Below are 25,689 nucleotides of genomic sequence, written 5' to 3' on the forward strand. Positions count from 1 at the left end.
CACGCTCATGCTCGTGCCGCCGCGACCAGACGCTGGCTGTACGGGTGGATCGGATCTTCGAAGAGTTGGTCGGTCAGACCACGCTCCACGACCCGTCCGTGGTGCATGACGAGACACCTCGTCGTCAACATGTCGATCACTCCGAAGTCGTGGGAGACGACCACCGCAGCCAAGCCGAGGTCGTCGAGCAGGTTGCGGATCAGGTCGAGTACGCCGGCGGCAACCGACGCGTCGAGGCCGGTCGTCGGCTCGTCGAGCAGCACGAGCACCGGATTGTTCGCCAACGCTTTCGCCAACTGGACGCGCTGACGCATCCCGCCGGAGAACTCGCGCACGAGATCGTCCATACGGGTGATCGGCACCTCCGTCTTGTCGAGGAGGGCCGCTGCCCGCGCTCGGATGTCGCCGAAGTGTCGCCATCCGGCAGCGGTGAGTGGCTCGGCGATGTTGCCGCCGGCCGTGATCCGCATGTCGAGTCCTTCGGCCGGGTCCTGGTAGACGATCGACAGGTCGTCGATGCGCAAGGCTCGGCGCTCGGCGGGCGACAGTCGGAACAAATCGGTCATCCGGCCGTCGTGGCGGCGCAACATCGCGGTGCCGCTGGTCGGCTCCAGGTCACCGGCGATGCAGCGCATCACCGTCGACTTGCCCGAACCGGATTCGCCGATCAGCCCGATCGCCTCGCCGGGTGCGACGTCGAACGACACGTCCCAGGCGGCAACGATCGTGCCCGTCGGGCCGTGCTTGGCCGTGCCGTGTTCGGGCCCGGTCTGCTCGATCGCCTCGGGTGACAGACGTCCGAAGACCCTGCCCAGCCCCTCGACGCGCAGCACGTCGTCGGACCCGCTCATCGCGCCACCCCGTTCTGATCGTCGTGCCCGTTCTGATCGTCGTGCCCGTTCGGCTCGACGTGTTCGTCGGTTCTCGGCGTGGCGTCCACTCGCTGCCGTCGACACCACGAGGTGTCGCTGCACACCCACCGGTCGCCGCTCGCACCGGGTATGGCAACGAGGTACGACTCGGTCGTTCCACATCGTTCACACGCCGCGCCGTCGGTGCGCTCGACCTCGAAGGGGACGTCGTCGAACGTCATCGGCACCACGTCGGTGTCGGGCGGGATCGCGTAGATCCGCTTCTCCCGACCGGCGCCGAACAGCGACAGGAATGGTGCGTGATGCAGGCGGGGGATGTCCCAGCGAGGGATCGGCGTGGTGGCGACGACATAGCGACCACCCACCAGGCACGGATACCCGGTGGTCTGGGTGATCACGCCGTTGCGGACCTTGTCCTCGTACAGGCTCACCCACATCTTCGAGTAGTCGGCCTCGGCGTGCATCCGGGCGAGTTCGCGCATGTCCCGCTCGACGCCGCGCAACGGCTCGGGCACCGGCACCTGCAAGATGAGGACCTGCCCGTCGCCCAACTCGTCTTCCGGGATGCGGTGCCGAGTCTGGATCAGCGTCGCTTCCTCCGGCTCGGAGGTCTCGGTCGCGCCGGTCGCGCCCATGACGAGGCGTCGCAGGTTGACCGCGTTCACGCCCTCGTCATCGCCCTGGTCGATGACCTTGACGCAGTCGTCGGCGCCCGCGAGCGCCAGCGTGATCTGCAACCCGCCGGACCCCCAGCCGCGAGCGACCGGCATCTCCCGCGATCCGAACGGCACCTGATACCCGGGGACGGCGACGGCGGTGAGCACCGCTCGACGGATCTCGCGTTTGGCGTCGTCGTCGAGCACGGTCTGCCCGCGAGCCGGGCCGACGAGATCGGCGACCCGGGTCGGCGTCTCGGCGACGGTCGGTGCGTCGTCGGGTGCGATCAGCGTCATGCCGACACCTGCGCTTCCTGTGAGCGTGCGTGCGGTGAGACGTCGTCCTGCACGAGTGGGCGACGGTCGAGCGGGCCGCGAGCCGCGTCGCGGACCGCCATCTTTCGTTCGACCATCGAACGGAACGTCACGTAGTGCGGCAGCTTGAGATGCTCCAGGAACCCCGTCGCGTCGAGGCCGTCGGTGGTCAAGAGGAGCGACTGCTCGAGTTGGCTCCGGCCGGCGTCCCGGTGACATGCGATGTCGAGATTGGCCATTGCGATCGCCTTCTTCTCGTTGTGGCCGAGACACATGCCGTAGCCGACGTCGAAGCGGGCACGATCCTCGTCGGCCCCGTCGAGGTCCTCGATCGCCTCCACCTCGGTCACGCGTACCGATCCGATCGCGACCGGCTGGCCGGTCATCGGGTGCTCGACGCGCACCGGGAGACGGCCGTGGCGCACCTCACCGAGCGTGATCTCGTGGAGGTAGCCGTCGGGTCCGAGGATGTTGCGGTACCAGAGGTTGACCAGCGCCCCCGTCTCCGCTCGTGCCATCACGGCGAGTCGCGCCGAGCGCGGCGCCGGCGGGCGCACGGCCCGTCGGGTGATGTCGAACGGCTCTGGATCGTCGGTGCGGCGGCGGTCGACGACGAGTTCGAGGTCACGCAGCAGGTCGAGCAGCCGTGAGGGGCGACGATCGATCGCCGCGTCGACGGTGTCCGTGCTGTCGACGGTGTCGGTGACGGGGCGATGCGGGGCCGACGCGTCGCGCGTCGAGGGTTCGACCATCTGCACCGGAGGATCGAGATCGAGGAGCCGCCCGCTGTAGTCGGACGTGCGCCCCAACAGTTGTGGGCCGGGCGGTTGTTGATAGGCCGGCACGACACGACGCAGCACCTCGAGTTCGTCGGCATCAGCGACATCGGAGTACTCGAATCGCGGCATCGTCGAGCGATGGGCCCGCAGCAGATGCGCCGCCTCGATGGTGTCGCCTTCGGCTTGACGGAGCGCCGCGGCGGCCAGCTCAGGGTCCCACAACCCGCCTTCGCCCATCACCCGATCGACGGCGGCGCCGAGCCGCTGCGTGATCTGGTCGTCGCTGAGCGGGGTCGAACTCGCCGACTCCCGCTCGCGCCGGATCAGCGACTCGGCAGCGACGATCGCGTCGCGGCCGCCACGCGCTGCTACGTAGCCCATCAGCGTGCTCCTTGGGCGAGACCGATCGAACAACTCCGCGGGATGGCGACGACCGTGCCGTCCGGCGCCACGACCCACGCGTCGACGCCAGCAGGAAACGAGCCGTTGAGCGCCGACACGAACTCGAGCACCGTGCGATCGAGCCCCGCGAGCCCCACGATGCGTCCGTCCGAGGCCCCGGGCCCCGTCACTCGCACGTACAGCACCGGATCGTCAGGTCGGAGCTCGTCGTCGGAGGCCGCGACGTGGATGTCGTCGCACGCAACGAACAACTTGGCCCCACGCTCGGGCTCGTGGTGGTTGCCGACACGCAACGCGAGCAGGTCACCGGAGGTGGTGCCCGCTCCGGCGAGCACCAGGTCGGCGGCGGCGACGTCGCTGGTCAGCCGAGCGCCTGTCGAGCGGGCGATTCGACGACCCAGTCCGAGCGCGTCGTGTTCGTCCGTCATCCGGTCGACACCGACGACCGCGACGGTGACGTCGATGTCGGCGAGCGAGAGCAGGGGAAGCGCGACCATCGGCAGATCGCCCGTTCGAAGATCGCCCACTCGAATGTCGTCGCCGTTGTCGAGATCGAGCGAGAACGGCCGGCCCGGGTGGGACACCGCGTCGAGCAACGTCCGGAAGACGGAGAGGGAGGACTCGGGCGTGAGCCGCGGCGCAGGGAACGCAGAGGTCATCTCAGTCCAGTTCCTCGAACGTCACGCGGGTCGGAGCGAGTGCAGCCCACTCTGCGTGCGCCTCGTCGGCGAGTCGCGCCTCCACCCGGTCGCACAGGTCGGCCACGGCCTCGCTGCCGCCGTCGAGTTCGGCAGCAGCGTCGCACAGGGCAGCGGCGACCGCTGCACCTCGGTCGCAGCCGAGCCGCATCGACCATCCCGCCGAACCGAGCCACATCACCTCGGCGCGGCTCACGACCACCTCGCCCACATGGAACCGATCGCGACACACCGGTTCGCGCACTTGCAGCATGACGAGCCCGGTCTCGGGTGGGGAGGTGACGGTCGGAGCGCCGAGTCGTCCGAGCAGGTCGTCGGCGACCTGCTCCAGCTCGGTGGCCGCCGCGAGCGACAACAACTCGGCACGACGCTCTCTGGTTCGGGCGAGGGACACTTCGTTCATGCACCGAGCGTGCCAGCGCCAGGTTGTCTAGACAAGTAATCCAGGTGAAGTCTCGGCGACGAGTGCCTGAACTCTCGGCGATGCGCCGTAGCGTTGCATCTTCGATGACCGCACCACCCCTGTCGCCCACACCGGCCAGCGAACCTGCCCACACCACCACGACCGGACCTGCGGGCGCGCCCGTCGGTGCGTCGTTGAGCGTCTGGGCGTACGTCGCCTTCACCGGGGTGGTCTTCGGCGTCGGCGGATTGCTCGCCAAAGGCTTGATCGATGACGGCGTCGACGCGTTCACCGTCACCTGGTTTCCGTTCCTGGTCAGCGGTCTGATCGGCATGGCCGCGGCGCTGGTGCGCAAGCAACTGACCGCCGCCGCAGCCGGGCCCGCCATCGTGCTCGGCATCACGGCATCGGCCGGCCCTGCGCTGCTGTTCAACATCGGCTTCGAAGACCTCCCGGCCGGCATCGTCACGCTGCTCATCTCACTCGGCCCCGTCTTCACGGCCGTCGTCGCGCACTTCGTGTTCGCCGACGAACGCTTCAACGTCGTGAAGGCGAGCGGCCTCGCGCTCGCCATCGTCGGTGTCGGCGTACTCGCCACCGGGTCGATCGACGGTGGCGGCTCGCCGACGAGACTCGCGATCGTGCTGATCGGCGCGCTGATCGCCGGCACTGCCGCCGTGCTCGCCCGCCGTCTGGTGATGCAGCACGGCGCTGCAGCCCTGATCGGGCCCCAGATGCTCACCGCCGGCGTGGTCGCGCTCGCACTCTCCCCGGTACTCGGCCGCGAGCTCGCACCCGAGGGCGGCTACGAGACGTGGCACGTGCTCGCGATGGCCGGCTTCGGCGTGTCGACGTACCTCGGGTTCCGCTCGATGCTCATCGCCAACCAGGTCGGCACGACCGGCCAGGTGTCGGTGATCGGCTACTGCGTGCCCGTGTTCGGCGTGATCGGCGGCATCTTCGTGTTCGGCGACGATCTCACGCTGAGCCTCGTGCTCGGCGGGCTACTGATCCTGGTGTCGGTCTGGGTGATCGCCGTCGGCAGCCGCCCGCGACTCCTCCCGGTCGCTGCTCCGCTGCCGACCGCACCGACCGATCAGACACTCACGCCGCCGTAGGCGACCCCGGTGAGGTGATGCATCTCTCGGTCGAAGGTCGTCAGGTCGTCGATCGAGAACTCGCCGAGCGCCCGATGCCCGCAGGCCCGCGCCAGTACCTGCATCAGCTCGGTCGACGCACCGAAGAATCGCTCGAGTCGATCGGCCGCGTCGCGGACCGGTAGTCGGGCGCGCAGCACCGGGTTCTGCGTCGCGATCCCGACCGGACAGTTGTTGGAGTTGCACGCCCGCATACCGATGCAGCCGATCGACTGCATCGCTGCGTTCGACACGGCCACCGCATCCGCGCCGAGTGCGAGTGCCTTCGCGAAGTCCCACGGCGTTCGGAGCCCTCCGGTGATGACGAGCGTGACGTCGGTGCGGCCGAGCGCATCGAGGTGGCGCCGGGCTCGTGCGAGCGCCGGGATCGTCGGCACGCTGATGTTGTCGCGGAAGATGACGGGTGCGGCACCGGTCCCGCCACCGCGGCCGTCGAGGATCACGTAGTCGACGCCGATCTCGAGCGCGGCGTCGATGTCGGCCTCGATGTGTTGCGCGCTGAGCTTCGCCCCGATCGGGATGCCCCCGGTCGCCGCCCGCACCTCGTCGGCGACCCGACGGAAGTCGTCGGCGGTGACGAGGTCGGGGAACGTCGCCGGGCTGACCGCGTCCTGACCGGGGTCGAGGCCGCGGACCTCAGCGATCTTGCCGATCACCTTCGAGCCGGGCAGATGGCCTCCGGTGCCGGTCTTCGCGCCCTGCCCGAACTTGAAGTGGAACGCCTGCACGTCGGTGACCTTCGAGATGTCCCAGCCGAAACGACCCGATGCCAGTTCGTAGAAGTACCGATCGTTGGCCGCCTGCTCCTCGGGCAACATGCCGCCCTCGCCGCTACAGATCCCGGTGCCAGCCTGTTGCGCGCCCATCGCCAGCGCGACCTTCGCTTCTTCCGACAGCGCACCGAAACTCATGTCGGACACGAAGATCGGCAGGTCGAGTTCGAGCGGTCGGGCGGCGTTCGGACCGATCACGGTGGTCGTCGACACCGGCTCGTCGTCGAGCAGCGGACGCCGTGCGACCTGGGCCGTGACGAACTGGATGTCGTCCCATGTCGGGAGTCGGTCGCGCGGGACCCCCATCGACGCGACGGTCCCGTGGTGCCCGAGCACCGACAATCCTTCGGCGGCCAGGCGACGGATCAGCCCGACGTGTGGCTCCTCCGGAGCGCCGTGCACGTCCTGGTAGGCACCTTGGTAGGCGTCACGGTCGTACGGTTGGGGATGCTCGCGCTCCCACGCCGCGATCTCGTCGGCGTCGACCAGGAGACGGTCGTCCTCGACCCAACTGGTGAACTTCTCCAGTCGTTCGGAGTTGTCGTAGGCACTGATGCCGGACTCGATGCCGTAGTCCCATCCGTGGAGACCGCAGATCAGGTTGTCGCCGTCGAGATGGCCATCCGCCATGAGCGCTCCGCGATGGAGGCACCGACCGGAGAGAACGGAATGTTCGGCGTGGTCGTCGCCGTAGCGGATCACGACCAGATCGACGTTGCCGACGAGAGCTGGTCGTGGTGCTCGGCTCGGAATCTCGCTCCATGTTGCGATCGCAAGGGGTTGCATTCCCCCTGCCTAGTCGATCGGCGGAGCCGTTCTGGACCCTCGCGGTGAACGGGCCGTCAGTCGTCGAGTGGATCGGGGGTGCCGGCGCGTCCGCTCTGCACCCACGCGCCGGTCATCGGCTCCGCGATCTCTTCGATCTTCGACCAGTCGTGGCGCAGCGTGCGGTGTTCGATGCGCCACTGCCCGTCGCGCTCGGTCGCCCGGTCGATGTAGCGCCCTGCGAACGTGAGCAGCCGGTCACCACCGTCGCTCGTCTGCACGTGGGAGGCGAGCACGTAGGTCTCGACGCGGGCGCCACCGTCGGTCTCCTCGATCCGGGTATTGCTGATGCGATGCTGCGTGGCCGTGAACTTCGCTCCCAGCGAGGCCAACGCGTGCTCGACGAACGTCTCGATCGACATCACCGTCGGCGCGTACCCCTCGAGCTGCGCGCCGGGGTGAAACGCTGCGCTGACGGCCCCCGCGTCGAGACGATCGATGCCCCGGCAATAGGAGAGCAGTGCGTCGTGGATCTGCTGGCGGCTGCTGACGTCGAACATGAACGAGACCTCCTCGTGACGGCTGGGGCGCGCCCGACCGTAGGGGCAGGCAGCAGGCCGGCACGAAGCGGCCGCGCCGCCACGACGCCGAGATGTTCTCGGCCTCCGATCCTGGCGACCGCGAGCCGGTGAACCGGAGCCGAGATCAGCGCAGGGCTCAGTCGGGTCGGGTGTGCTGGGCGTAGTGCTCGAGCAGCCGTGGGCCGTCGAGGCTCGCGACGTAGCGCAGCGGGTCGAGCCCTGCTTCGATGACGAACGTCGTGAGTTGCTGGGTGATCACCGCGACCAACTCCTCCGGATCCCACGGCTTGGCGAAGTACCAGTCGAGTCCGGCATGGTTGATCGCACGGATCGTGTCGTCGTGGCCCGCCTGCCCGGTGATGAGGATCGACCGCGTCGCCTGCAACGTCGGCTGGTCATGGATCCACACCAGCAGGTCGACCCCACTCTCACCCGGGAGTCGATGGTCGGCCAACACGAGCCCCACCCGATCACCGCCTGCGGCCGCTTCGTCCATCGCCGCCCGCGCATCGTCGGCGGTGTCGGCCTCGTCGACTCGGACTGCGCCGGCGAGTGGCGCGAGGTCACGCACGATCGCTGCTCGCACTTCGGGCTCGTCCTCCACCACCACGATCACCAGTTCACCCATTGTCTGCTCCTGTCGGTAGTTGGACCACGAAACGTGTCTGGCCATCCGCGCTGTCGACGGTGATCGACCCGCCGTGGTCGCCGACGATCTGTCGGCTGATCGACAGACCGAGGCCGAGTCCGAACTGCACGCGTCCCCCCTTGGTCGTGAAGCGCGGTGCGAAGATCCGTTCTCGGAGCTCGGCGGGCACGCCCGGGCCGTTGTCGATGATCCGCACGACGACGGATCGCGCCACGCCAGGCTCGCCGGCGGCTCCCCCTTCGCCCGCCTCGACCTCGACCGTGATCTGAGCATCGGCGTGCCCGTCGAGCGCGTCGAGCGCATTGGCGGCGAGGTTGGTCCAGACCTGCTGGAGTTCGCCGGGCCGAGCGACGATGAGCGGCGTCGGCGAGTAGCGGCGAACCAACTCGACGTTGCCCATCCGATGGGTCAGCAATCGGATGGCATCGTCGATGCTGGCAGCGACATCGACGTCGTCGACGATCGGACCGCGACCGTCAACACCTCGCGAATACGAGCGAAGGCTCTCGACCAGCGTCTGGATCCGACCAGCTGCGGACTGGACCGTCTGCAGCGATCGTCCCAGACGCGCCCCGGCGATCAGCCGTTCCAACGACTCGGGCCCCTCCGACGCCGCCACCGTCGCCGTCGCCTCGGCAACCGAGCGAACGCCCAGCTCGACGAGCTGGTCGGCGAGGACCCGGTCACCGATGGCATCGGTGAGCAGCCGGCGCAGCTCGCGACGCTGCGTCGTCGTGAGCTCCGGCGCGGCGAGGTGTCGCTCGATGCGCTCGCGGACCTCGACGTCGGTGACCACCGCCGAGATGTCGTCGGCGACATGTTCGACCGCTCTCGCCAACGCTGACGTCGGGTTGTTCAACTCGTGTGCCATTCCCGCAGCGATCTCACCGAGCGCCGCGAACCGCGCCGATGCAACGAGTTGGGCACGCGCCTGCGACAGTGCCGCCAGGCTCTCGTCGAGCTCCATCTGGAGTTCGTCGGAGCGACGAAGACGGCGAGCCAACGACCCGACGAGGACCCGAGTGAGCAAGCTCGCCAACTCGGGTTCGTCATCCAATGCTTCCGCAAGTTGGTCGAGCGTGATGGGTATGGCCCTGACCTCGGTGATCGCCCGACACGTGAGCATCGCTCGACGGCGGCTGGCCAGCGACAGCAACCCGATGATCGCGCCGGTCGACTTCTCGTGGAGGATCTGCTCGCCGGTGTCGGTGCGTGTGCTGAGGCGGACGATGCCGTCGAGGAGAACGTAGATGCCGCCGACGTCGTCGCCGGCTTCGATCATCACCGAACCGGGCGCCACCCGAATGCGTGGCGGATGCCCGAGGCTTCGATCGAGGAGTTCGACCATCCGACGTTCGATCTCGGCGTCGTCGATGGAGTGGTCGAGGAGAAGCGGCGTGGAGGACGGACGGCGCCTCACCGCCGCTCGCTGCAACGCCACCTTCGAGCGGGCGGCGCTGCGCACGTCCGCGTCGAGGAGTGCGTCGAACGCTCCGAGCCGGTCGGGTGCGTGCTCGATCAGGAACGCGGCGAGGTTGGCGGCCAACTGTGCCCGCAGACCCGAGGTCGTCCAGGGGCGGGTCAGCATCCCGTGAATCGCTCCGCGCTGCAGCGCGCGGTCGACCCCGTGCAGCGACGCCTTCGAGCTGACGACCACGTTGCGTGTCCGGTCGAGGCCGCGAGCTTCGTGCACCTCGACGACCGTGGCACTCGGGTCGACACCGGCGTCGACGTCGACGAACGCCACGGCGACCAGCCCGCCGCTGCGCTCGATCGCGCCCGCTCGCTCCTCTGCGCTCGACACGTCGGCGACGACCTCGACGACGGCGGACCCGGCCAACAGCCGATCGAGGTCCGCGGCAAGGATCTCTCCGTCCGCGCCGTCATCGTCGACCACCAGGATCATGATGGGCCCGAACGCGAGCGGCGCGAGGCTCACAGCAACCCCACCGTCTCCCAGACCGTCGGCATCACGAACACGATGAGTGCGAGGCCGAGCGCTCCGACGGTGAGACCGACGACGGCGAGGTCCTTCGCCTCGATCGCCCCGGACGCGTAGGCGACGGCGTTCGGCGGGGTGCTGACCGGCAAGGCCATCGCCAGCGAGCACGCGACCGCGATCAGGAGACCAGCGAGCAGCGGGTCGAGATCGACCGCGTCGGAGAACGCCAGGCTGATCCCCACCGGCACGAGCAGGTTGGCCGTCGCCGAGTTCGAGATGACCGTACTGAACACCAGTGCGAGGCCGGCCATGGCGAACATCAACAGCAACGTCGGCATCGAACCCCAGTCGAGTCGGTCGACGAACCAGACGTCGAGTCCCGTGCTCGACACGCCGTTGCCGAGTGCGATGCCACCGCCCACGAGCCACAGGATGTGCCAGTTCAGGCGACGGAGATCGTCGACGGTGAACACGTTGGTGGCGAGCAGCACGACCACCGGAGCGAAGCCGACGATCGCCGAGGGCACGCCGTGGATCGGCTCGGTCATCCAGCCGAGCACCGTCAGTCCGAACGCCACGTAGAGGATCCGGGCGGGGAGGGTTCGGTCGAACGCTCCACCGAGACGGATGGTCACCGCCGGTGCCGACGACGGATACCGGCGTACGAGCAACCGCCACGCGACCACCAACAGCAGCACGGCCACCGGCACACCGAATGCCATCCATCGAACGAAGTCGACCTCGATGCCCTGGTCGTCGAGGCGGCCGAGCGCGATCGCATTGGGCGGCGAGCCCACCGGTGTACCCAGCCCACCGATGTTCGCCGCGACCGGAACGGACAAGACGAGCGCGATGCGGAACCGATCGGCGTGGTCCAGGCTCGCTGCCACCGGCAACACCACGGCCATCATCGCCGCGGTGGTCGCCGTGTTCGAGACGAACATCGAGAGCAGCGCGGTGATCAACATCAAACCGCCGAGGAGGGCGGCAGGCTTCGTTCCGAACGGGCGCAGCATCAGGCCCGCGAGGTTCCGATCGAGGCCGTACTTGGCCGCCGCATCGGCGAGGACGAACCCGCCGAGGAACAACATCAGCACCGGGCTCGCCAAGGTCGCGTAGATGCTCTCGTAGGTCGGCGCGTCGAAATCGGCAGGCAACGAGAGCAACGCCTCGTCGGAGATCATCAACACCTGAGCGAAGATCACGAAGATCGAGGTGGCCGACAGGGGAATCGCCTCGGAGATCCAGAGCGCCACCGCCGCGCCGAAGATGGCGAGCATCCGGCTCGCCGGCGTGGTCAAGTCGCCGGCGTCACCGATCGCCAAGACGACCGCGAACCAAGTGACGGCTGCGGCCACGCCGATCGTCGAGCGCTGTCGCCACCAGCCTGATCTTGGGCCCGGGCTCGATCCTGGTCTCGCCCCCTCGCGAGCAGAGGGGGACGCTGTTGCCATGGGTTCGACGCTAGTCCTGGCGGTCGTTGCCCCGCCCGGGTCATCGGACCCTGATCACCCGACGCGGAAGTTGGGTACTGTGGTGGAGGTGACGCAGCCCATCCGACGCATCGCGTTGTCGACCGGTGGCGGCGATGCCCCCGGCCTCAACGCTGTCATCCGAGCCGCCACGATGGCCGCGATCAATCGCGGTTGGGAGGTGATCGGCATCCGCGATGGGTTCAACGGACTCTTGCACCCTGAGCAGTATCCGAACGGCGGGCTCCTCCGTCTCGACCGCGAGTCCGTGCGCGGGATCGTCCACACCGGCGGCACGATCCTCGGTACCACCAACCGGGGCAGCCCGATCGCGTACCCGGTCGAGCAGCCCGACGGCAGCTGGGTCGAGGTCGATCGCAGCCTCGAACTCATCGAGTTGTTCGACGCGAACGGCATCGACGCGCTGATCACGATCGGTGGTGACGGCTCCCTCGCCATCGCCAACCACCTGCATCAGGCCGGTCTTCGCGTGGTCGGTGTGCCGAAGACGATCGACAACGACCTGGAGCGGACCGCGTCGACCTTCGGATTCGACACCGCGGTCGGGTTCGCGTCAGAGTGCATCGACCGGCTGTTCTCGACGGCGACCTCGCACGGTCGGGTGATCGTCGTCGAGGTGATGGGCCGCTACGCCGGCTGGATCGCGTTGCATGCCGGGCTCTCCGCCGGCGCCCACGCGATCCTGATCCCGGAGATCCCGTACTCGATCGAGGCCGTGGCCGACGTGGTTCGCCGCCGCGACGAGCGGGGCGCTCGGTTCTCGATCGTCGTGGTCGCCGAAGGCGCGGTACCGGCCGATGGTGACGTGTCGGTCATCGGCAAGTCGGTCGGCCAAGCGGAACGGCTGGGCGGAGTCGGCGCAAAGGTGACCGCGGAGCTCGAAGCCTTGACCGGCAAGGAGTCGCGCCTCGTCGTGCTCGGTCACCTCCTCCGTGGCGGTTCGCCGAGCGCGTTCGACCGGATCCTCGGTCAGCGATTCGGCGCTGCCGCCGTACGCGCCCTCGACGAGGGCGAGAACGGCATCATGATCGCGCTCAACGAGCCGTCGATGGACTACGTACCGTTGCGGGAGATCGCCAAGCGGCAGCGGCACGTGCCACTGAACTGCGACACGATCCTGACCGCCCGCGAGATCGGCGTGTCGTTCGGCGACCCTGTGGCCTGATCCGCGACCTGTCACCGCGACCCGTTACCACGACCTGTTGCCACGACCTGTTGCCACGGGATCGAGGCGCGGTCCGCCGCCCTGATCAGGTGCCGGCGAGCGCCGCGACCACCGGCGCGAACGATGCAAGCGCGTCGGACTGCACCGTCACGTACGAGCCCTGCCAGCGTTCGCGCTGCTCGGCGAGTTCGTCGGCGATCTGTTCGGCGGAGCCGACCAGCGTGTGCGGGCTGGCCAGCAGCGTCTCGGGCGCCATCCCCATCCCAGCAGCGACCTTCGCGGCGACGGCGTCACGGTCGTCGGTCACGATCGTGACGAACTTCAAGATGCTGATCTCGAGGTCGTCGAAGCGGTCGCCGGCGGCGGCGCGTACCCAGCCCAACTTCTCCTCGGTCGCCTCGGCCGACATCGAGGCAACCGCCTCCGGGCCGACCTTGCCCTCGCCGACGTTCGGGTTCACCCCGACGATGTCCGCGAGGCGGGCCGCGGTCGACAGCACCCGCTTGCCGCCGCCGCCGACGATGATCGGTGGACCGCCCGCCTGCACCGGCTTGGGCAGGCCGTTCATCTCGCTGATGGTGTAGTGCTCGCCGTCGAACGAGAACGCGTCATCACCCCACAGCCCCCGCAGCACCTCGATCGACTCGATCATCCGGTCGATGCGCACACCGGCTCGGTCGTGGGCGACGCCGGTCCAGGCGTAGTCCTCGGTCATCCAGCCGGCACCGACGCCGACCTCGAGACGACCGTCGCTCAACAGATCGAGCGTCGCTGTCTCCTTGGCGAGCACCGCCGGATGCCGGAAGTCGTTGGCGAAGACGAGCGTGCCGACGCGTAGCGACGTGGTGGCAGCTGCTGCCATCGACAGTGCTGGGACGGGCGCGAGTTGATCGCCGAAGTGGTCGGGCATCAGCAGCGCCGAGTAGCCGAGGTCCTCGGCTTGCTTGGCGGTGTCGATCCACTCGGACGAGGAGCGGGCGCGGGCGGCCATCACTCCGAAACGGAACGGTCGTGGGTGCGTCATGCGGCGAGCCTGGCACACCGACCGCCGGTCATTCGAGTGGGCGCGACGTGTCGACCCAGACGCTCACGTCGACCGGCACGACACCGCCCTCGCCGAGCGGTGCCGAGGACAACAACACGAGTCCCTTCGGACACGGCACCTCGTCCGGCCCGAAGTTGGTGACGCACACCACGCTCCCCCGCTCGAACTCGATCACCCCTCCACCACCTGGGGTCAGGCCCCAGGTGGTGTCGATTGCCGCAAGAGCCAGCCGTTCGCGGCGGATCGCGAGCGCCGCGCGATAGAGCTCGAGCGTCGAGCCGGCCACGCCGGACTGAGCGCCGACCGACATCGCACCGAACCACGCCGGCTGCGGCAGCCACGGCGCAGCGTCACCGAATCCGAACGACGGTCCGTCCGGCCTCCACGGGATCGGCACACGGCAGCCGTCGCGGCCGCGCAACGTGTGACCCGAACGTTCCCAGATCGGGTCGTCCAGCACCTCGTCGGGCAGATCCGTCACCTCGGGGAGACCGAGTTCTTCGCCCTGGTACAGGTACACCGAACCCGGCAGCGCCAGCATCAACAACGCCGCAGCGCGAGCGCGACGCAGCCCGGCGTCGGCATCGAGTTCCGCCGACGAGTCGCCGATCGCCAAGCCGACCTCAGCCTCGGTGTTCGACTGTGCGAACCGGGTGGCATGGCGCACGACGTCGTGATTCGACAACACCCAGGTCGGCAGCGAACCGGTCTCGCGGTACACCTCGATCGCCCGCTCGATGACCTCTCGACGCTCCGGCGCAGCCCACGGGGCCAGCAGGAAGTCGAAGTTGAACGACTGGTGGTACTGGTCGGGTTCCAGGTACATCGACAGCCGCTCGGGGCTCACCCAGGCTTCGGCGACCAGCACCTTGTCGTCGTCGTAGGAATCCGCGACGGCGCGCCACTCGCGGATGATGTCGTGGACGTCGTCGCGGTCCCAGTACGGATGGCTGCCGTCTTCGGTGAGCGCGAACGGAGGCACATCAGGGTCGACGTCGGGGAACGCAGAGTCCTTCGTGAGCGCGTGGGCGACGTCGACGCGGAACCCGTCGATGCCGCGATCGAACCAGAACCGGAAGATGTCGAGGAACTCCGAACGCACCTCCGGATGCGACCAGTCGAGGTCGGGTTGGCTGACGTCGAACAGATGGAGGTACCACTCACCGCCGTCGCTTCGTTCCCACGCCGATCCACCGAAGACCGCTCGCCAGTTCGTCGGTGGCTCCGCGCCATCGGCACCACGACCGGGTCGGAACACGTAACGCGAGCGAGCCGGATCGCCGGGTGCCGCCGCCAACGCCTCCACGAACCACTCGTGCTCGATCGACGTGTGGTTCGGCACGAGGTCGGCGACGACCCGCAACCCGAGCGCGTGTGCCTCCGCGATCAGCGCGTCGGCGTCGGCGAGCGATCCGTAGCGGGGGTCGATCGACCGATAATCGGCGACGTCGTACCCGCCGTCGTGAAGCGGCGAGCGATACCACGGGTTGATCCAGATGGCATCGACACCGAGATCGCGAAGGTAGGGCAGACGCGAACGGAGTCCCGCCAGGTCACCCGTGCCGTCGCCGTCGCCGTCGGCGAACGATCGGATGTACACCTGATAGGTGACGGCCGAGCGCCACCACGCCGCCCTCGCGTCCACCGTGTCCGTCTCGCTCCGCTGCTGCATCGTCATGTCTCACTAGCTATCACCTCACAGGGGAATCGTGCGACCATCGGAATCGTGCGACCATCGGCGAGAGCACCGCACGTCGGAACCGCCGACGCTCGTCCTCTATGCTGAGTGACTGGAGCGACCAGCCTCGCTCAGCCGCCGCAACGATGTCCGACGTCCTTCCCCAGATCATCCTCGTGGTGGTGCTCGTCTTCGTCAACGCAGCCTTCGCCGGTACCGAACTCGCCTTGGTGTCGCTGCGTGAAGGGCAGCTCCAACGTCTCGAAGCCCGATCGGCGACCGGCGCCCTCCTCGCTCGCCTGGCCCGCCAACCCAACCAGTTCCTGGCGACCATTCAGATCGGCATCACGCTCGCGGGCTTCCTCGCCTCAGCGGCAGCTGCCGTCTCGCTCGCCGAACCGCTCGAGGAGCCTCTCGACTTCCTTGGTGGCGCAGCCCGTCCGGCCTCGATCATCGTGGTGACGCTGATCCTGTCGTACCTGACCCTGGTGTTCGGCGAACTGGCACCGAAACGGGTTGCCATGCAGCGCGCCGAGAAGTGGGGCATGGTCATGGCCCGCCCGCTCGCGGTGCTGTCGACGATCACCCGCCCCGTGGTGTGGCTGTTGTCGAAGTCGACCGACGTCGCCGTGAAGCTGATGGGAGGCGACCCGCACCGCCAGCGAGAAGAGGTCACCGAAGAGGAACTGCGCGACATGGTCGCAGCGCAAGACAGCTTCACGCCGGAGCAGCGACAGATCATCGACGGCGCCTTCCAGATCGTCGAGCGCACGCTCAGCGAGGTGCTGATCCCGCGCAGCGACGTGTTCGTCCTCGACTCGACCTGGACGTGCGAACGGGCGCTGACCGCGCTCGCCGAGTCGGGACACACGCGGGCGCCGGTCGCACCGAACCGCAATCTCGACGAGGTGCTCGGCTTCGTCCACCTCCGCCAGTTGCTCGACTGCGGCGACCGCCTCGTCACCGAGACCCCGATGACGACCGCCGCGTTCCCCGACGCCGCACGAGTGCTCACGGCCATGCGCGAACTCCAACTCCAACGACTCCAGATCGCACTCGTGATCAACGAGCACGGCGGCGCGGCCGGCATCGTCACCGTCGAGGACCTGATCGAGGAGCTGGTCGGCGAGATCTACGACGAGACCGATCCCGACCACGTCACGGTCCGGCACGAAGCCGACGGCACGCTCGTGCTGCCGGGCCGCTATCCGATCCACGACCTCCCCGACATCGGGGTCGAACTGCCGTCGGGCAACTACGCGACGGTCGCCGGCTTGATCCTCGACCGGCTGGGCCACATCCCGAAGGTCGGCGACCTCGTGCCCGTCGACGGATGGATCCTCGAGGTCCGCGCGATGAACGGTCACTCGATCGCCGACGTCGCCGTGGTTCGCAGCGCGTCCGAGGAGACCGACGACACCGACGCCGCCGGCGCGACCTCAGTCGGCGCGAACGGCGTCGATGATGATCTGTGACAGCTGCGGCGCGGCGTCTTCCTGAAAGAAGTGGTGCGCTCCCGCGACGGTGACGTGCGGACTGCGGGCAGCCCCCGGCACGACCTTGCGGAACGGGGCGTCACCTCCGGCCGTGACCGGGTCGCCGTCGCTGAAGCAGGTGATGAACGGCTTGTCCCACGCTGCGAAGACCTCCCAGGCAGCGAGATTCGCCGGTACCGCCGGATCGTCGGCTGATGTCGGCACCAACGACGGGAAGATGCGCGCCCCCTCCTTGTACGTCTCGTCGGGGAACGGCGCGTCGTAGGCCGACACCTCGGCATCGCTGAGCACCGTGTTCGTGGCTCCCTGGAGGATCTGGCCGATCGGGAACACCGGCGACTCCTGACTGAACTTCTGCCACGCGAGGAAGGCGTCGCTCGGCGTGCCCTGGCCGTTCGGCAGACCGGTGTTGCCGATCACGACGCGAGCGAATCGATCCGGGTGCTCGGCGACGAGGCGCAGCCCGACGAGTCCGCCCCAGTCCTGTCCGAAGAAGGTGGCGTCGCGCAGGTCGAGGTGATCGACGATCACTTCCTGCATCCAGGCGACGTGGCGGGCATAGGTGTAGTCGCTCTTGCGTGTCGGCTTGTCGCTCTTGCCGAAGCCGACCAGATCGGGAGCGACGACACGCAGGCCCGCGTCGACCAGCACCGGGATCATCTTGCGATAGAGGTAGCTCCACGACGGCTCGCCGTGCATGCACAACACGACGGGTCCGTCCGCGGGACCCTCGTCGAGGTAGTGGACGCGCAGCACGCCTCCGGGCTCCTCGTCGTCGCGGTCCGAGATCTCGACGTAGTTCGGCTCGAACGGATAGTCGACCAGATCGGCGAACCGTTCGTCAGGTGTGCGCAGTGCGTGCATGTCGTCTCCATGTGCTGGGCGTAACGGTTTGTGTCAGACACAAACCGTTACGGGCGTCGTGGCGGTGGTGGGTCATGGAATCTCGACGCGGTGGAGGTCGTCGCCGAGTTCGATCGCGCCGTCGAAGTGGGCGGCGGCCAGCGCTTTCCAGTCGGCGCCGTCGCCTCCGGTCGGGATCGGTGGGACGTAGTGAGTGAGGACGAGCGTGCTGAGGCCTGCACGGGCGGCGGTCGCGGCAGCCTCCTCCGGCGACGAGTGGTAGTCGAGCGTGTCCTGCATCCGCTGCAGCGCGATGTTCGCGATGATGTCCTTGCGGATCACGGTATGCACGAGCGCGTCGGCGCCCACACAGAGTCGGTCGAGTCCGTCGCACGGCACCGTGTCGCCGGCAACCACCACGCTGGCGTCTCCGTGATCGAAGCGATACCCGATGCTGGGTTCGACCGGCTTGTGATCGGTCTGATCACACCGAATCGTCACCGCACCGCCTTGGCCGTCGGGCAGTTCGACCGCGCCGTCGACCACTTCGATCACATGCACGGGCGGCGCGTGATCGAGGTCGTCGTGATGCGCCATGCGATAGTCGATGTCGGGAGCGAGCGATGCCAGCAGGTGCCCCACCACCGAGCGGGTGCCGACCGGTCCCACGATCGTCAAGGGTGTTTCCGTGAACGTCATGACCCAGCGCATCGTGATCACGTCGTTGAGGTCGGTGATGTGATCGCTGTGGAGATGGGTCAACAGCACCGCGTTCAGATTCGGAGCACCGAGCCCGCAAGCAGCAAGTCGCATCAACACGCCGCGGCCCGCATCGACGAGGTAGTGCTCGGCGTCCGCGCCGTCGCCGGTCGAGATCAGCGTCGCCGGGCCGGCTCGATCGGGACTGGGCACCGGTGAGCCGGTCCCGAGCAGCGTGATGGACAACCCTGTTGCGTCGCTCACTGCCGGCTCATCTCGCTCGCGGCCTCGGCGTCGAGCGCTTCGGCATCCTGTCGGCTCAGGAGTTGGATGACCACCTCGTGCAGTTCACCGGCGAAGGGGAACGGCGCCGAGTACCGCGTCGACACCGGCGAGCCGTGGTCGTAGCCGATGCTCGGTCCGACCGATGACATCATCCGCATGAACAGGTCGAGATCCGCGGAGCCAGCCGGCACACCGTCGACCGCGACCGACATCGAACCGGTCATCCCGGAGCGGCGACGCACCCGAACGGTGACGGTGCAGTCGCCGGGTGGAAGGTCGACGTCGGACTCGAGCACCGTGTGTTCGTCGAACGCGTTGTAGTCGACGACGAGCCGGTCGTGCTGGACGAACACCGACAGCCCCGAGTTCTCCGTCCCGGTCGCGAAGATCACGCCGTCGTCGCCGTGCGAACGGGTGACGCTCGCGGTCAGATCGAACGAGCGACCGGCGATCGCCGCCGACGCCTGTCCGGGCATCGGCGACATCGGTGGGCGATACACGTAGCGGCGGTCGGGCGGGTGCGGCGAGTTCGGACGGAAACGAGCGCCGAACAGCTCGACCAGCCGGTCGTCGAGCGGGAGCACGCCATGTCGATCGGCCTCCTGCCACCACAGCTCGATCAGCTCGGCCAACTTCTCCGGGTGCGCGTCGGCGAGGTCGTTGCACTCCGACCAGTCGTCGCTCAACCGGTACAGCTCCCACGTCTCGGTGTCGTAGTCGGCACCCGGCTGGTGCTTGCACACGGCCTTCCACGAGACGTCACCGTCGGTCGCGACCAACGCACGGCTACCCGCCATCTCGAAGTACTGCAGGGTGTTGGCCGCAGGCGCTGCTGCGTCGTCGAACACGGAGGCGAACGAGCGTCCCGTCACCGGCAGTTGTTCGACGCCTCGGTACGTCTCGGGCGGCGTGACGCCGACGAGGTCATAGATCGTCGGCACGATGTCGGAGACGTTGACGAACTGGCGGCGCTGCGACCCGGCCTCGCCCTCGGGCACGAACCGCGGCGCCCGCACCACGAGCGGCACGTGGACGCCGCCTTCGTGCGTGTTCTGCTTGTACCACTTGAACGGCGTGTTGCCGCACTGCGCCCAGCCCCACGGATAGTTGGTGTGGCTGTGCGGCCCGCCGATGTCGTCGATCTTGTCGATCGCTTCGTCGGGGGTCTCGAAGATCCCGTTGAAGAACTTCATCTCGTGCATGACGCCGAACGGACCACCCTCCTGTGACGCTCCGTTGTCGGCGCAGACGATGAAGATCGTGTTGTCGAGCTGACCGAGATGGCGCAGCCCGGCGACGAGGCGGCCGATCTGAGCGTCGGTGTGGTCCAAGAACGCGGCAAACGCCTCCTGCAGTCGGGCGGCGAGGCGACGCTGATTCTCCGGGAGGTCGTCCCACGCGTCGACGCCGGGATTGCGCGGGGCGAGGCGCGTGCCCTCGGGGATCACGCCGAGTTCGAGTTGCCGCTCGAACCAGCGTTGGCGGATCACGTCCCATCCTTCGTCGAAACGGCCGCGGTACTTCTCCAGATACTCGGGCGGCGCCTGATGGGGTGCATGGGTCGCGCCGAAGGGGACGTAGGCGAAGAACGGCCGGTCAGGGCGTACGCCCTTGCTGTCGCTGACCATGGTCAACAACTGATCGACGAGGTCCTCGCTCACGTGGTATCCGCTATCGGGCCCACCGGGAGGCGTGATCGGATGGTTGTCGCACACCAGTTCCGGATGGAACTGGTCGGTCTCGCCTTCGAGAAATCCGTAGAAGCGGTCGAAGCCCCGCGCGAGCGGCCACTGATCGAACGGCCCGGCCGCGGAACACTGCTCCATCGGCGCGAGATGCCACTTGCCGACGCAGAAGGTGGCATAGCCCCGGTCGCGCAAGACTTCGGCGACGGTGGCGGCGTGGTTCGAGATGTGGCCGAGCTGGTTCGGAAATCCCGTTCGGAAGTTCGACACCGACCGCATCCCGACCGCGTGTTGTGAGCGCCCCGTGAGCAACGACGCACGGGTGGGTGAGCACAACGGTGTCACGTGGAAGTTCGTGAACTGGAGTCCGTCGGCGGCGAGCGCATCGACGTTGGGCGTGTCGATGTCGGAGCCGTAGCACCCGAACTGCGCGAAGCCGGTGTCGTCGAGCAGCACGAGCACGACGTTGGGTGCGTCGTCGCCTGGATGAGGCGGCTCGTCGAACCACGCCTCCGACTCCGCGACCGTGCGGCCGATCGTTCCCTCGAAACGCGATGGACGACTCATCGCGAGCACCTTAAACGGTTCGACAATGAATTGCGAGTAGTAATCTCATAACCAGAGGGAGCGGCCCGGAGCCACCGCCGGGATGCGATGATGACCAACGGTTCGAGATCGTCTCGAACGCCCTGTCGCCCACGGAAACGGAGCACCACCATGTCGTCCCTCTTCGAGATCGACACCACCGCGTCGATGACCCGCGAGCAAGCTGCTGCTCAGCTCCGCAAGATCGCGGACCAACTCGAACGCCACAACGAACTGGAGTTCACCCGCGAAGGTCTGCGCTACACCGTCGACGTCGCCGACCAGGTCACGGTCGAGATCGAACTCGAGATCGGCGCCGACGGCAACGAGTTGGAGATCGAGATCACGTGGTGAGCTGACGCCACTCCGACCGCACGTCAGACCGTCACGCACCATCACCGCGCAGCATCACCCGGCGCGGCATCACCGCGCAGCATCATCGGGCCAGGCCGCGTGCGACATCACCGCACGAGACCACCGCGTCAGCTCACGATGCGGGACAGCGGCGCACCGCACCTCGGGATGGAACTCGTTGCTCGGTGGGGTGAGGGCGATCGTCGGCGCTCCATACTGAACCGGTGACTGGAACACCCGCCGAGACGCGTGCCGACACCACGGGGAGCCCGACCTACGACGCGCTCTGCGTGGTGAGTTTCGGCGGGCCGAACGGTCCCGACGACGTGATGCCGTTCCTGCGAAACGTCACGGCCGGCCGCAACGTCCCCGACGAACGGCTCGCGGTCGTGGCCGAGCAGTACGAACAGTTCGGCGGGCGCTCGCCGATCAACGAACAGAACCTCGCGCTCATCGACGCCCTGCGAACCGAGTTCGAGCAGCACGGCATCGAGCTGCCGATCTACTTCGGCAACCGCAACTGGGAGCCGTACCTGAGCGACACCGTCGCGCAGATGGCCGACGACGGGGTGCAGCGAGCACTGGTGTTGGCGACCTCGGCGTTCTCGTCGTACAGCGGCTGTCGGCAGTATCGAGAAGATCTCCAACAGGCGAGCGCCACGGTCGGCGACCGAGCACCCGAGCTCCACAAGCTCCGGCTGTACTACAACCATCCGGGGTTCATCGACGCCGTCGAAGCACGGATCGCCGAGGTTCACCGGCCCGGGGCGCGCCTCGTGTTCACCGCGCATTCGATCCCGCTGTCGATGGCGCGGTGGTGTGACTACGAGTCCCAACTGAACGAGATGGCCGCGCTCCTCGCCGAGCGTGCCGGCGCCGAGTGGGACCTCGCGTTCCAGAGCCGCAGCGGGCCGCCGCAGGTCCCGTGGCTCGAACCCGACATCAACGACCATCTCGTCGCCCTCGCCGAATCCGGCGTCACCGACGTGACCCTCGTGCCGCTCGGCTTCATCAGCGATCACATGGAAGTGCAGTTCGACCTCGACCATCAGGCAGCGCAGACCGCTGCCGACGCCGGGATCGACCTGCGGCGCGCACCCACGGTCGGAACGCATCCCACCTTCGTCAGCGGGTTGCGCCAGCTCGTCGAGGAGAAGATCGCCGACGGCCCGGTGCTGTGGGTCGGCGACGCCGGGCCGTGGCCCGACCCGTGCCCCGACGGCCACTGCCTCGCCCCACCCGGCACCGAGCCCACCGGCAGACCGGGTCGACCGACGTAACCAACCGGCTACCAACCGGCTCGACCGCTGGTGCTCGAACCAGGTCAGGAGCGATCGCCCACCGCGCTCAGGGGGTGCGGGTGACGACCGTCGTGTCCTGGGCGACCATGTAGTCGTAGTGATAGCTCATGTACGACGGGTTCCCGAAGTAGAACGTGAGGTCGAACACTTCCGGTCGGGCGATGTCGAGCGTGGCGAGATGCAGATCGTCCGGGATCGATTCACTGATCCACGTGCCGTCGTGGTCGCGTACTTCGTACACATCGTTCGCCCCGTCGAGGAAGTGGATGGTGTCGGGGTACGGGAAACCATGGTCCGGGTCCGTGCCGCCGTCACAGATCTCGACACCATCGATCGACCCGAACTGCCGATGGCCGCTCGAGTAGGTCAGGACGAACGGGACCGGCTCGAACGTCCAAGCCTGAGCAGCAGCGTCATCGTTCCCGCTGAAGGAAAGGCACGAGCCCACGATCTCGGCCACGTCGGCGCCAACGGGGAGATCGACACCGAACCAGACACTGTCGCCGTTGCCGACACCGGTCGGAGCGTCGCCGAACAGAGCCGTCACCGTCGACTGGAACGTCAGTCCGACGAGTTGGACCGCCGGCGCCCCATCCGCCCCGTCGACGCCCGGTGCGCCGTCGGCACCGTCGACTCCGTCCTTCCCGTCGACTCCGTCCTTGCCATCGACGCCGTTGTCGCCGTCGGCTCCGTCCTTGCCGTCGGCTCCCGCTGGCCCGGCCGGACCGGTCTTGCCCACCGCTCCGGTGACCCCGGCTCCACTGAGCGTGTGGTAGCCGCCGATGTCGACGATGACGTGCGTCGGAACCGACGCGTGCAGTTCGAACGTGCCCTTGGCCGACAACTTCACCGTGGTGGTGTTGGCGATGGCCGATCGGGTGCCGTCGAAGTTCAACGACGACACCTTGCTCTGTTCGCCGTCGGGCCACGCCGACAGGAACCCTCGATCCGCGTGGCCGACGGCGGTCAACGTCAGCGTCACCGCGATGGCATCGGCAGGCACGTCGCAATCGCCACCCACCACCTCGATCGTCCGCGTTTCCGCGTCGGCGAACGCCCGATCCTCGTCACGAGTGTCGTGGAGTCGACAACCGTCGATCGGCGTGAAGGTGGACGCGGTCGAGGCTCCTTCGGCCGAGGCGAAGAGCGCTCCACCCGCCCCCAACGACACCGCCAGCGCTGCGCCGACCGCTGCCCAACGCGAGCGACTCGGGACAGGATGGGAGGCACGCTGGGTACGACCGGAACCGCGCTGACGAATCATGCACCCCGACCGTGCCAAGCGTTCGGGCCCGCGCACGAAACCGACGAGATTCACGTATCGGAATCATCAGCCATGGCGCTCATGAACCGTTCGGAGATACACCCGGCGGCCGATTCGTGCTGAACTGTCGTGGACAGCACGATCGAGGAGACCACGATGACCACGACCGCGAACACGACCAAGAATCCGACCGAGAACACGACGCAACTCGAGCGTCGAACGTACCCCGACACCGGCGCCAAGCCCGCGCCCGACCTGCATCCGCGCGGCGTGAACCACCTGGCGATCTCGACCGCCGACATGAAGACCCAACTCACGTTCTGGAGCGACGTGCTGGGCTGTCCGACCAAGGCGCTCTACTGGATGCACGGCGTCCCGAACACGTTCCACGGCTTCGTCGAGTTGGCTCCCGACAGCTACATCGCCTTCGTCCAGACGCCGGCCAACCCGACGGAGCCGCAGTGGGGTATCAGCCACGCGGGCAACGCCGGCGACCCGGTGACGGCCGGCGCGATGCAGCATCTCGCGCTGCACGTCGACAGCCTCGACGAACTCCTCACGATGCGCGACCGCATTCGCCATCACGGCATCCAGGTGATGGGGCCGATCGACCACGGGTTCTGCCAGTCGATCTACTTCGGCGGCCCAGAGCACCTCGCGCTGGAAGTCACGACGGGCTCGGCGATCGATGCGTCCCAGTGGATCGACCCCGAGGTCCAAGGCCTGTGCGGCATCAGCAACGACGAACTCGCCCGGCTCATGCGACCGGACGAGTTCGAGCGTCCCGACGAGGCAGTCTCACAGCCGCCGTACGACCCGGATCTTCCGAACCTGCACTATCCGGAGGTGATCCGCGACGCGCTCATGGGGATGCCCGACGCGGAGATGTGGTCGAAGGTCAGTTTCCCCGACCCGCCGGTAGCGCCGGCGGAGTGACGACGCGACCGGCGCCGTTCCCGTCTCGATCATCTCGATCGAACCCATCCCCGCAGTCGCCTCCACGCTCCCGTCGAGAATCGACGATCGGCGCCACCGAGCACCACGGGTCAGCCCAGCCGTGTTCGACGATGTACCGACCCATGTCGTCGAGCCAGCGGTCGAGTCGGATGCGCATGGCCGAGATCATCGACGACGCGAGTGGCGTCGAGATGGAGCCGAGCTTGCGTCGAGGTGGCGCGTCGGCGAACGCTGGATGAATCGCACCGTCGACGCTCCGAGGCGAGCACCGCACCGACGACCGACGATGATGACGGGCATGACGGAGGCCGACGGCGACGACACGAGCGAGTACACCGACAGCTACGAAGACGTCTCGATGTTCACGCTGTCAGACGAGCGCGAGCAGACGCTGCTCGACACGCAGACCGAGTGCACATTCATGTGGTCGACGCGCGATGGCGATCCGGTCGGCGTGATCATGAACTTCGTCTACCTCGACGGTGCGTTCTGGCTGACCTGTACTCGGCGACGCAAACGCGTCCCGGCGATCGAGGCCCGACCTCGCGTCGCCGTCGCCATCTCGAGTCGCGGCACGAACATCGGGATCAGCCAGGCGGTCACGTACAAGGGCACGGCCACCGTGTTGGACGACGAGACGACTCGCTCGTGGTTCTACCCCGTCCTCGCGGCAAAGGTGCGGCCGGCCAACCCTGAGGCACAGGCCGCCTTCGCTGCACATCTCGACTCACCGGGGCGCGTCGTCATTCGCATCGATCCCGACGCTCGCATCGGATTCGACTCCGAGGCGATGTTCGCCAACTCCCCCGCGGGTTCGACGACGAGCAACGTCTGAGTTCGTCTGAAC

The 25,689-nt window shown here is 67.8% G+C and carries 23 protein-coding genes; 7 read left to right on the forward strand and 16 right to left on the reverse strand.

The window, feature by feature from the left end; genetic code table 11:
- Positions 1-5: 5 nt before the first annotated feature.
- The 5 genes from ACE37B_RS23115 to ACE37B_RS23135 are packed head-to-tail and all read right to left on the reverse strand — an operon-like array spanning position 6 to position 4,125.
- The gene (locus ACE37B_RS23115) at positions 6-851 is read right to left on the reverse strand and encodes an ATP-binding cassette domain-containing protein (RefSeq protein WP_409925711.1); all 846 of its coding nucleotides are present in this window, start codon (positions 849-851) and stop codon (positions 6-8) included.
- Entirely contained in the window at positions 848-1,825 is a 978-nt protein-coding gene (locus ACE37B_RS23120; protein ID WP_409925712.1) for an alpha-D-ribose 1-methylphosphonate 5-phosphate C-P-lyase PhnJ, read from the reverse strand. Before ACE37B_RS23120 ends, ACE37B_RS23115 begins: the two co-directional genes overlap by 4 nt.
- Entirely contained in the window at positions 1,822-3,003 is a 1,182-nt protein-coding gene (locus ACE37B_RS23125; RefSeq protein WP_409925713.1) for a carbon-phosphorus lyase complex subunit PhnI, read from the reverse strand. The genes ACE37B_RS23120 and ACE37B_RS23125 overlap by 4 nt, the downstream gene beginning before the upstream one ends.
- Complete coding sequence (locus ACE37B_RS23130) at positions 3,003-3,683, reverse strand: phosphonate C-P lyase system protein PhnH (RefSeq protein WP_409925714.1); 681 nt, start codon at positions 3,681-3,683, stop codon at positions 3,003-3,005. The genes ACE37B_RS23125 and ACE37B_RS23130 overlap by 1 nt, the downstream gene beginning before the upstream one ends.
- A gap of 1 nt (position 3,684) precedes the next feature.
- Positions 3,685-4,125 (reverse strand): phosphonate C-P lyase system protein PhnG, encoded by a 441-nt coding sequence (locus ACE37B_RS23135; RefSeq protein WP_409925715.1) that lies wholly within the window; start codon positions 4,123-4,125, stop codon positions 3,685-3,687.
- Between the two features lie 104 nt (positions 4,126-4,229).
- Here ACE37B_RS23135 and ACE37B_RS23140 point away from each other — a divergent pair, with 104 nt between their 5' ends.
- A complete protein-coding gene (locus ACE37B_RS23140) occupies positions 4,230-5,243 on the forward strand; it encodes a DMT family transporter (RefSeq protein WP_409925716.1) in 1,014 nt (337 codons plus the stop codon).
- Here the strand turns inward: ACE37B_RS23140 and ACE37B_RS23145 are convergent.
- The 5 genes from ACE37B_RS23145 to ACE37B_RS23165 form a co-directional block, all read right to left on the reverse strand.
- Positions 5,222-6,841, reverse strand: a complete 1,620-nt coding sequence (locus ACE37B_RS23145) for a glutamate synthase-related protein (protein ID WP_409925717.1) — start codon at positions 6,839-6,841, stop codon at positions 5,222-5,224. The two genes, ACE37B_RS23140 and ACE37B_RS23145, sit on opposite strands and share 22 nt — an antisense overlap.
- Positions 6,842-6,897: 56 nt before the next feature.
- The gene (locus tag ACE37B_RS23150; RefSeq protein ID WP_409925718.1) at positions 6,898-7,380 is read right to left on the reverse strand and encodes a nuclear transport factor 2 family protein; all 483 of its coding nucleotides are present in this window, start codon (positions 7,378-7,380) and stop codon (positions 6,898-6,900) included.
- Between the two features lie 157 nt (positions 7,381-7,537).
- The gene (locus tag ACE37B_RS23155) at positions 7,538-8,029 is read right to left on the reverse strand and encodes a response regulator (RefSeq protein ID WP_409925719.1); all 492 of its coding nucleotides are present in this window, start codon (positions 8,027-8,029) and stop codon (positions 7,538-7,540) included.
- Entirely contained in the window at positions 8,022-9,989 is a 1,968-nt protein-coding gene (locus tag ACE37B_RS23160) for an ATP-binding protein (protein ID WP_409925720.1), read from the reverse strand. The genes ACE37B_RS23155 and ACE37B_RS23160 overlap by 8 nt, the downstream gene beginning before the upstream one ends.
- Positions 9,986-11,350: an SLC13 family permease gene (locus tag ACE37B_RS23165; protein WP_409925721.1), complete on the reverse strand. Its 1,365-nt coding sequence runs from the start codon at positions 11,348-11,350 to the stop codon at positions 9,986-9,988. The genes ACE37B_RS23160 and ACE37B_RS23165 overlap by 4 nt, the downstream gene beginning before the upstream one ends.
- Before the next feature lie 184 nt (positions 11,351-11,534).
- Here ACE37B_RS23165 and ACE37B_RS23170 point away from each other — a divergent pair, with 184 nt between their 5' ends.
- Complete coding sequence (locus ACE37B_RS23170; RefSeq protein WP_409925722.1) at positions 11,535-12,650, forward strand: 6-phosphofructokinase; 1,116 nt, start codon at positions 11,535-11,537, stop codon at positions 12,648-12,650.
- Between the two features lie 85 nt (positions 12,651-12,735).
- Here ACE37B_RS23170 and ACE37B_RS23175 read toward each other — a convergent pair whose 3' ends face one another.
- On the reverse strand, positions 12,736-13,674 hold the full coding sequence (locus ACE37B_RS23175; protein WP_409925723.1) for a TIGR03621 family F420-dependent LLM class oxidoreductase: 939 nt from the start codon (positions 13,672-13,674) through the stop codon (positions 12,736-12,738).
- Positions 13,675-13,702: 28 nt separating this feature from the next.
- Entirely contained in the window at positions 13,703-15,367 is a 1,665-nt protein-coding gene (locus ACE37B_RS23180; protein ID WP_409925790.1) for a glycoside hydrolase family 13 protein, read from the reverse strand.
- A gap of 152 nt (positions 15,368-15,519) precedes the next feature.
- Between ACE37B_RS23180 and ACE37B_RS23185 the strand changes: the two genes are divergently transcribed.
- Positions 15,520-16,848 (forward strand): hemolysin family protein, encoded by a 1,329-nt coding sequence (locus tag ACE37B_RS23185; RefSeq protein ID WP_409925791.1) that lies wholly within the window; start codon positions 15,520-15,522, stop codon positions 16,846-16,848.
- Here the strand turns inward: ACE37B_RS23185 and ACE37B_RS23190 are convergent.
- The 3 genes from ACE37B_RS23190 to ACE37B_RS23200 all read right to left on the reverse strand — a co-directional run bounded on the left by ACE37B_RS23190 (position 16,813) and on the right by ACE37B_RS23200 (position 20,948).
- A complete protein-coding gene (locus tag ACE37B_RS23190) occupies positions 16,813-17,733 on the reverse strand; it encodes a haloalkane dehalogenase (protein WP_409925724.1) in 921 nt (306 codons plus the stop codon). The two genes, ACE37B_RS23185 and ACE37B_RS23190, sit on opposite strands and share 36 nt — an antisense overlap.
- Positions 17,734-17,805: 72 nt before the next feature.
- A complete protein-coding gene (locus tag ACE37B_RS23195; RefSeq protein ID WP_409925725.1) occupies positions 17,806-18,675 on the reverse strand; it encodes a ribonuclease Z in 870 nt (289 codons plus the stop codon).
- The gene (locus ACE37B_RS23200; protein WP_409925726.1) at positions 18,672-20,948 is read right to left on the reverse strand and encodes an arylsulfatase; all 2,277 of its coding nucleotides are present in this window, start codon (positions 20,946-20,948) and stop codon (positions 18,672-18,674) included. The genes ACE37B_RS23195 and ACE37B_RS23200 overlap by 4 nt, the downstream gene beginning before the upstream one ends.
- A 150-nt stretch (positions 20,949-21,098) precedes the next feature.
- Here ACE37B_RS23200 and ACE37B_RS23205 point away from each other — a divergent pair, with 150 nt between their 5' ends.
- Together ACE37B_RS23205 and ACE37B_RS23210 are read left to right on the forward strand one after the other, a co-directional pair.
- Positions 21,099-21,320, forward strand: a complete 222-nt coding sequence (locus ACE37B_RS23205; RefSeq protein ID WP_409925727.1) for an amphi-Trp domain-containing protein — start codon at positions 21,099-21,101, stop codon at positions 21,318-21,320.
- A gap of 224 nt (positions 21,321-21,544) precedes the next feature.
- Entirely contained in the window at positions 21,545-22,600 is a 1,056-nt protein-coding gene (locus ACE37B_RS23210) for a ferrochelatase (protein ID WP_409925728.1), read from the forward strand.
- Between the two features lie 67 nt (positions 22,601-22,667).
- Here the strand turns inward: ACE37B_RS23210 and ACE37B_RS23215 are convergent, their stop codons facing one another.
- Positions 22,668-23,885, reverse strand: coding sequence for a hypothetical protein (locus ACE37B_RS23215; protein ID WP_409925729.1), 1,218 nt, complete (start codon positions 23,883-23,885; stop codon positions 22,668-22,670).
- A gap of 156 nt (positions 23,886-24,041) precedes the next feature.
- Here ACE37B_RS23215 and ACE37B_RS23220 point away from each other — a divergent pair, with 156 nt between their 5' ends.
- Positions 24,042-24,821, forward strand: coding sequence for a VOC family protein (locus ACE37B_RS23220; RefSeq protein WP_409925730.1), 780 nt, complete (start codon positions 24,042-24,044; stop codon positions 24,819-24,821).
- Positions 24,822-25,140: 319 nt separating this feature from the next.
- Positions 25,141-25,677 carry a pyridoxamine 5'-phosphate oxidase family protein gene (locus tag ACE37B_RS23225; RefSeq protein WP_409925731.1) on the forward strand — a complete coding sequence of 179 codons (537 nt, stop codon included), beginning with the start codon at positions 25,141-25,143 and terminating at the stop codon, positions 25,675-25,677.
- Positions 25,678-25,689 lie beyond the last annotated feature (12 nt).

The sequence above is a fragment of the Ilumatobacter sp. genome, from assembly GCF_046290335.1.
Classification (GTDB): Bacteria; Actinomycetota; Acidimicrobiia; order Acidimicrobiales; family Ilumatobacteraceae; genus Ilumatobacter_A.

Bases quoted from the DNA above. Each gene is read 5' to 3' on its own strand.
- ACE37B_RS23190 (WP_409925724.1), bottom strand. From the start codon at position 17,733: ATGCACGCACTGCGCACACCTGACGAACGGTTCGCCGATCTGGTCGAC.
- ACE37B_RS23145 (WP_409925717.1), bottom strand. From the start codon at position 6,841: ATGCAACCCCTTGCGATCGCAACATGGAGCGAGATTCCGAGCCGAGCA.
- ACE37B_RS23125 (WP_409925713.1), bottom strand. From the start codon at position 3,003: ATGGGCTACGTAGCAGCGCGTGGCGGCCGCGACGCGATCGTCGCTGCC.
- ACE37B_RS23205 (WP_409925727.1), top strand. From the start codon at position 21,099: ATGTCGTCCCTCTTCGAGATCGACACCACCGCGTCGATGACCCGCGAG.
- ACE37B_RS23140 (WP_409925716.1), top strand. From the start codon at position 4,230: ATGACCGCACCACCCCTGTCGCCCACACCGGCCAGCGAACCTGCCCAC.
- ACE37B_RS23185 (WP_409925791.1), top strand. From the start codon at position 15,520: ATGTCCGACGTCCTTCCCCAGATCATCCTCGTGGTGGTGCTCGTCTTC.
- ACE37B_RS23175 (WP_409925723.1), bottom strand. From the start codon at position 13,674: ATGACGCACCCACGACCGTTCCGTTTCGGAGTGATGGCCGCCCGCGCC.
- ACE37B_RS23135 (WP_409925715.1), bottom strand. From the start codon at position 4,125: ATGAACGAAGTGTCCCTCGCCCGAACCAGAGAGCGTCGTGCCGAGTTG.
- ACE37B_RS23225 (WP_409925731.1), top strand. From the start codon at position 25,141: ATGACGGAGGCCGACGGCGACGACACGAGCGAGTACACCGACAGCTAC.
- ACE37B_RS23200 (WP_409925726.1), bottom strand. From the start codon at position 20,948: ATGAGTCGTCCATCGCGTTTCGAGGGAACGATCGGCCGCACGGTCGCG.
- ACE37B_RS23220 (WP_409925730.1), top strand. From the start codon at position 24,042: ATGACCACGACCGCGAACACGACCAAGAATCCGACCGAGAACACGACG.
- ACE37B_RS23115 (WP_409925711.1), bottom strand. From the start codon at position 851: ATGAGCGGGTCCGACGACGTGCTGCGCGTCGAGGGGCTGGGCAGGGTC.
- ACE37B_RS23150 (WP_409925718.1), bottom strand. From the start codon at position 7,380: ATGTTCGACGTCAGCAGCCGCCAGCAGATCCACGACGCACTGCTCTCC.
- ACE37B_RS23155 (WP_409925719.1), bottom strand. From the start codon at position 8,029: ATGGGTGAACTGGTGATCGTGGTGGTGGAGGACGAGCCCGAAGTGCGA.
- ACE37B_RS23130 (WP_409925714.1), bottom strand. From the start codon at position 3,683: ATGACCTCTGCGTTCCCTGCGCCGCGGCTCACGCCCGAGTCCTCCCTC.
- ACE37B_RS23180 (WP_409925790.1), bottom strand. From the start codon at position 15,367: ATGCAGCAGCGGAGCGAGACGGACACGGTGGACGCGAGGGCGGCGTGG.
- ACE37B_RS23215 (WP_409925729.1), bottom strand. From the start codon at position 23,885: ATGATTCGTCAGCGCGGTTCCGGTCGTACCCAGCGTGCCTCCCATCCT.
- ACE37B_RS23120 (WP_409925712.1), bottom strand. From the start codon at position 1,825: ATGACGCTGATCGCACCCGACGACGCACCGACCGTCGCCGAGACGCCG.